A 4187-nucleotide genomic window follows, 5' to 3' on the forward strand; every position below is an offset into this window, starting at 1 on the left:
ACGAGCGGGGGTCACTGGTACGAGGCGGCCGAACTCCCCGACGGATCGACGCTGCTGGCCGCCGGTGAGGTGGCCGGGCACGGTCCCGCGAGGACGGCGGACACGGCGACGCTGCTCGGCGCGCTGCGGGGCGTCGCGCTCACCGGGGCCGGTCCCGGCGAGCTGCTCGACGTGCTCGGCCAGGTCGTGGCCGCGAGCACGCCCCGTACCCCGATGGTCTCGGCGCTGTGCTGCCGTATCCCGCCGGGCTCCCGGTCGGTCGTCTGGGCGCAGGCGGGGCACGCGGCGCCCCTGCTCTTCCGCGCGGGCGGCGGACGGTCCCTGGGGCACCCGGCGGGGCATCTCCTGGGCGCGCCCCGGGACATCGGCCACGCCGAGCACCGGACGGCGCTCGCGCCCGGCGACCTGCTCGTGCTCAGGGCCGGCGGTCCCGTACCCGCCGCTCCCGACGCCGGGGCCGCGCGCGAGGCCGCCGACGCGCTGCTGCCGCTCGCGCCCCGGTTCGCCGGGGTGGCCGGGGCACGGCAGGCGGCCCGGGTCGTCCGGGAGGCGGCACGCACCGGCGCGGGCGGGGGTGTGCCCGGGGGTGCGGACGCCCTGCTGCTCGCGCTCGTGCGCGGCTGACGGGTCGTACGGGGGTGCGCCGTTTCGCGGCGGGGACGCGAGGGGGCGGGGTCAGGCTCCGGCGACGCGTCCGGTGCCACGGTTCCTCCCCGGGGTCTTGGGCATGACGCGCTCGATGTCACCGCGCAGGACGTCGATGCGGGCGTGGCCCGCGTACTTCCCGGTGAGGCGGTACATCTGCCGCAGCCGGTCCCAGGTGCGCAGCGAGGAGGTCTCGCCGATCGACTGGAGCGCCAGGCGCGCGTAGAAGTCCGCCTGTTCGGGGTCGTTGCCGAGGAAGCAGGCCGAGGCCATCGAGAGGTGGTCGAAGATCTGCGAGCGCTGGCGTTCGGAGTTGCGCAGGGCGAGCGCGCGTTTGGCGTGGGCCTGGGCCTGGGCGGCGACGCTGGGGTCGTGCTCGGCGAGGGTGCGGTAGGCGAGGGCCTGCATCCCGTACAGGTCGGCCTCGTCGAACATCTGCATCCAGCTCAGATGCTCCCCCGTCCCCTTGTCGGAGACGAAGAGTTCCTCCGCCTCGCCCAGGGTGCGGCGCATCGCCTGACCGTGGCCCATCGAGGCGTGCGCCCACGCCTCGATGGTGCGGAACATCGCGCGGGTACGGGGCAGGGTGCCCTCGCCCGCGCCCGAGCCCGCGAGCTTCATGAGGTCGAGGGCCTCGCCGGGATCGCCGAGGTGGATCTTCTGGCGGGCGGCGCGGGACAGGGCCTCGCTGGCGCGGGGGCGGTCGCCGCCCTCGCGGGCCGCGTGCGCGGCGATGAGGAAGTACTTCTGCGCGGTGGGTTCGAGGCCCACGTCGTGGGACATCCAGCCCGCGAGGACCGCCAGGTTGGCGGCGACGCCCCAGAGCCTGCGCTGGAGGTGGGCGGGGTGGTGGTAGGCGAGCATCCCGCCCACCTCGTTGAGCTGGCCCACGACGGCCTTGCGCTGGAGGCCGCCGCCGCGGGAGGCGTCCCAGGCGCGGAAGACCTCGACGGAGTTCTCCAGCTCGTCGATCTCCTGGGAGCCGACGGGAGCCGCTTCGTAGCGGTCCCAGCCCGCCTGCTCGGGGTGGAGTGGGTCGCCGTCGCGCGGCCGGTCGGCCGCGAGGACGGGGTCGGTGTGGAGCCAGTCGTGCATGGCGGTGCTGAGGGCGGAGCCCGCGGCGAGCGCGGCACCCGCGCCCACCAAGCCGCGTCGGTTGAGCATAAGGTCCATTCCCGTGAATTCGGTGAGGACCGCGGCCGTCTTCTCGGGCGCCCACGGCACACCGTCGGGGTTGTCGACGCTCCCCTGGGTGTGCGCGCTCCCCGCGCGCCCGCGCCTGACCAGGCCGAGGTCCTCGATGGTCACGACACGGCCGAGACGCTCGGTGAACAGGGCGGCCATCACCCGGGGCACGGGGTCGCGGGGGATCTCGCCCACGTCGATCCAGCGCCGTACGCGCGAGGTGTCGGTGGCCAGCTGGGGGTGGCCCATGGCCGCCGCCCGCCGGTTCACCAGTCGCGCGAGTTCGCCCTTGGACCAGCCGGTCATGCCGAACAGGTCGCCAAGGCGGGTGTTGGGTTGTCCGCTCACGTCAAGCCCCCAGGTTCTCGGCTGATTTGACACTAACGGCCGGTCACGTGCGGAGCGAGTATTCGCCAGGGTTCGCCAGGGTGCGCCAGATGGTCTGCCACGGCGCGCCGGGTGTCGGGTAGGAAGCGCGCCAACCCGGCCCGGCGCCCGGGCGGCACTCCCCAGGGTGTCGCCGGTCGCCGGGCCGGGCGGGCGCACCCGATGCGCGGGCCCATGAAGGGCTCGCGGGCCAAGGAAGGGATACGCCCACCCCATGTACACCGCACAGTCCCCCCTCTCCGCGTTACCCCGTGCGCCACGCGCGCGCCAGCCCGGTGCCCCTTTCCTCGATCCCGCGCGGGCGGCTGCCGTGCCCTTCGGCGCCGCTCAGCCCCGTACCCGGCGTACGCAGGGGGCGCCGGGCCCGCAGCGGCTGAGCGGCCGGCTCGACCTGTCGGGGCCGCAGGGCGCGCAGTTGCGCGCCGCGGTGGCCGCGGTGCACCGCATCTGCCCGGACTTCCACCCCGTCCAGCTGCTGCGCCGCAACGGGCACTCGGTGCTCCTCGCGGGGAGCACGGGGCGGGCGACGGTGGTCGCGAAGTGTTTACTGGACCGTTCGCCGGTGTGGACGGCCCGCATCCGGCAGGAGATAGCCGCGTACCGCTCCTTCGTGCGGCAGCGGCCACCGGTGCGGGCGCCGCGCCTGGTGGCGGCCGACCCGGACCAGGGGGTCCTGGTCGTCGAGCGGATGCCCGGGCGCCCGGCCGCGCTCCAGCGCCACCCCGCGCACGCTCCGGCGCGCACCGATCTGCGGGCCGCCCTCGCGGCGTTCACGCGGGTCAACTCCTGGCGACCGGCCCCCGGTACGTTCGACACCCCGCTGGACTACGGGACGCGCATCGCGCGGTTCCACGAGCTGGGGATGCTGACGGACCGTGACCTGGACGACCTCCAGAAGCTGCTGCACGGCGTCGCGGGCGGGGCGGGGCGGGGCGGGACGTGGCAGTTCAACCACGGGGACGCGCTGCTGTCGAACGTGCTGCTCTCGCCCGCCGGGCCTGTGCTGCTGGACTGGGACCGGGCCGGCTGGTACCTGCCGGGGTACGACCTGGCGACGCTGTGGTCGGTGATCGGGGACGCGCCCGAGGTGCGGCGCCAGATCGCCCAGCTCGCGCAGGCGGCGGGCCCGGCGGCCCGGGACGCGTTCCTGGTGAACCTGATGCTCGTGCTGACGCGCGAGATCCGTACGTACGAGAGCGCGGTGCAGCGCACGATGCACGAGGCGGCGCCGGTCGCCGTCCCCGGGGTCCCCGCCTCCGGTGAGGAGCAGCGGCTGCTGCTGCGCCGGCTCCACGACGACTGCGCCACGGCGCGGCGGGCGGTGCGCGCGGCGGTCGGTACCCGCTGAACGGCCCGGCCCGGCACGGGTGGCCCGCGGCACGGTCCGGCCGCGGGCCCCGGGAACCGCACGGGCTGCCGGACGCCCTCCACTTCCTGCGAAACGTTTTTCCCTCGCTCTTCCGTTCCGCCCGCGACCGAAGGGGTGGAATTACCGGCACCCTGACGGCCCTTTCCGGCACCTCCTGCCGGGCACCGGCCGGACGGGAAGGCCACGTCGTCCCAGGCAGTACCGCGAAGTCCCGCGCGCCCTCCATTGGTCCACTCCTGTGATGGTCCCGCAACCGGGGCCTGACATGGGGATTCCCTCGCGGGAAGCGTGATTGACGGATCGTCGGGGAGCGAGTACCACTGGCACGTCCGGGCACGAACTCCAGCGCGTCCACTCCCCCCAGGAGGCTGCTTTGCGAGGAACTCCCCCCGTCCGTTCCAGACGGCGGACGGCCGTGATCGCCTTCGCCTCGTCCGCCCTGCTCCTGCCGCTCCTCGCCACGACACCCGCCGGGGCCGCGCCCGCTCCGGCCGCCGCCTCCGGGCCCGCCGGCCGGCTCCAGGACGCCTTCGCCTCCGCCTCGGCCACGTATCGCGTCCCGCGCGAGATCCTTCTCGGCGTCTCCTACCTCCAGTCGCGG

At 75.1% G+C, this 4187-nt stretch carries 3 protein-coding genes and 1 pseudogene; 3 read left to right on the forward strand and 1 reads right to left on the reverse strand.

Going from position 1 to position 4187, the window contains the following annotated elements; translation table 11 throughout:
• Positions 1–624 (forward strand): PP2C family protein-serine/threonine phosphatase (locus SSBG_RS00090; protein ID WP_158677724.1); only part of this gene is annotated, 624 nt, incomplete at its 5' end.
• Between the two features lie 51 nt (positions 625–675).
• On the opposite strand, the gene SSBG_RS00095 is transcribed toward SSBG_RS00090, so the two are convergent.
• On the reverse strand, positions 676–2178 hold the full coding sequence (locus tag SSBG_RS00095) for a hypothetical protein (protein WP_008744210.1): 1503 nt from the start codon (positions 2176–2178) through the stop codon (positions 676–678).
• 253 nt (positions 2179–2431) lie between these two features.
• Between SSBG_RS00095 and SSBG_RS00100 the strand changes: the two genes are divergently transcribed.
• Positions 2432–3565 carry an aminoglycoside phosphotransferase family protein gene (locus SSBG_RS00100; RefSeq protein ID WP_008744211.1) on the forward strand — a complete coding sequence of 378 codons (1134 nt, stop codon included), beginning with the start codon at positions 2432–2434 and terminating at the stop codon, positions 3563–3565.
• Between the two features lie 394 nt (positions 3566–3959).
• Positions 3960–4187 (forward strand): annotated as a pseudogene (locus tag SSBG_RS00105) (N-acetylmuramoyl-L-alanine amidase); the annotation flags it as partial.

The organism is Streptomyces sp. SPB074 (genome assembly GCF_000154905.1).
Taxonomy (GTDB): domain Bacteria; phylum Actinomycetota; class Actinomycetes; order Streptomycetales; family Streptomycetaceae; genus Streptomyces.

What these genes read in the sequence shown, in the direction of transcription:
- SSBG_RS00100 (WP_008744211.1), top strand. Translation starts at nt 2,432, where the DNA reads ATGTACACCGCACAGTCCCCCCTCTCCGCGTTACCCCGTGCGCCACGC.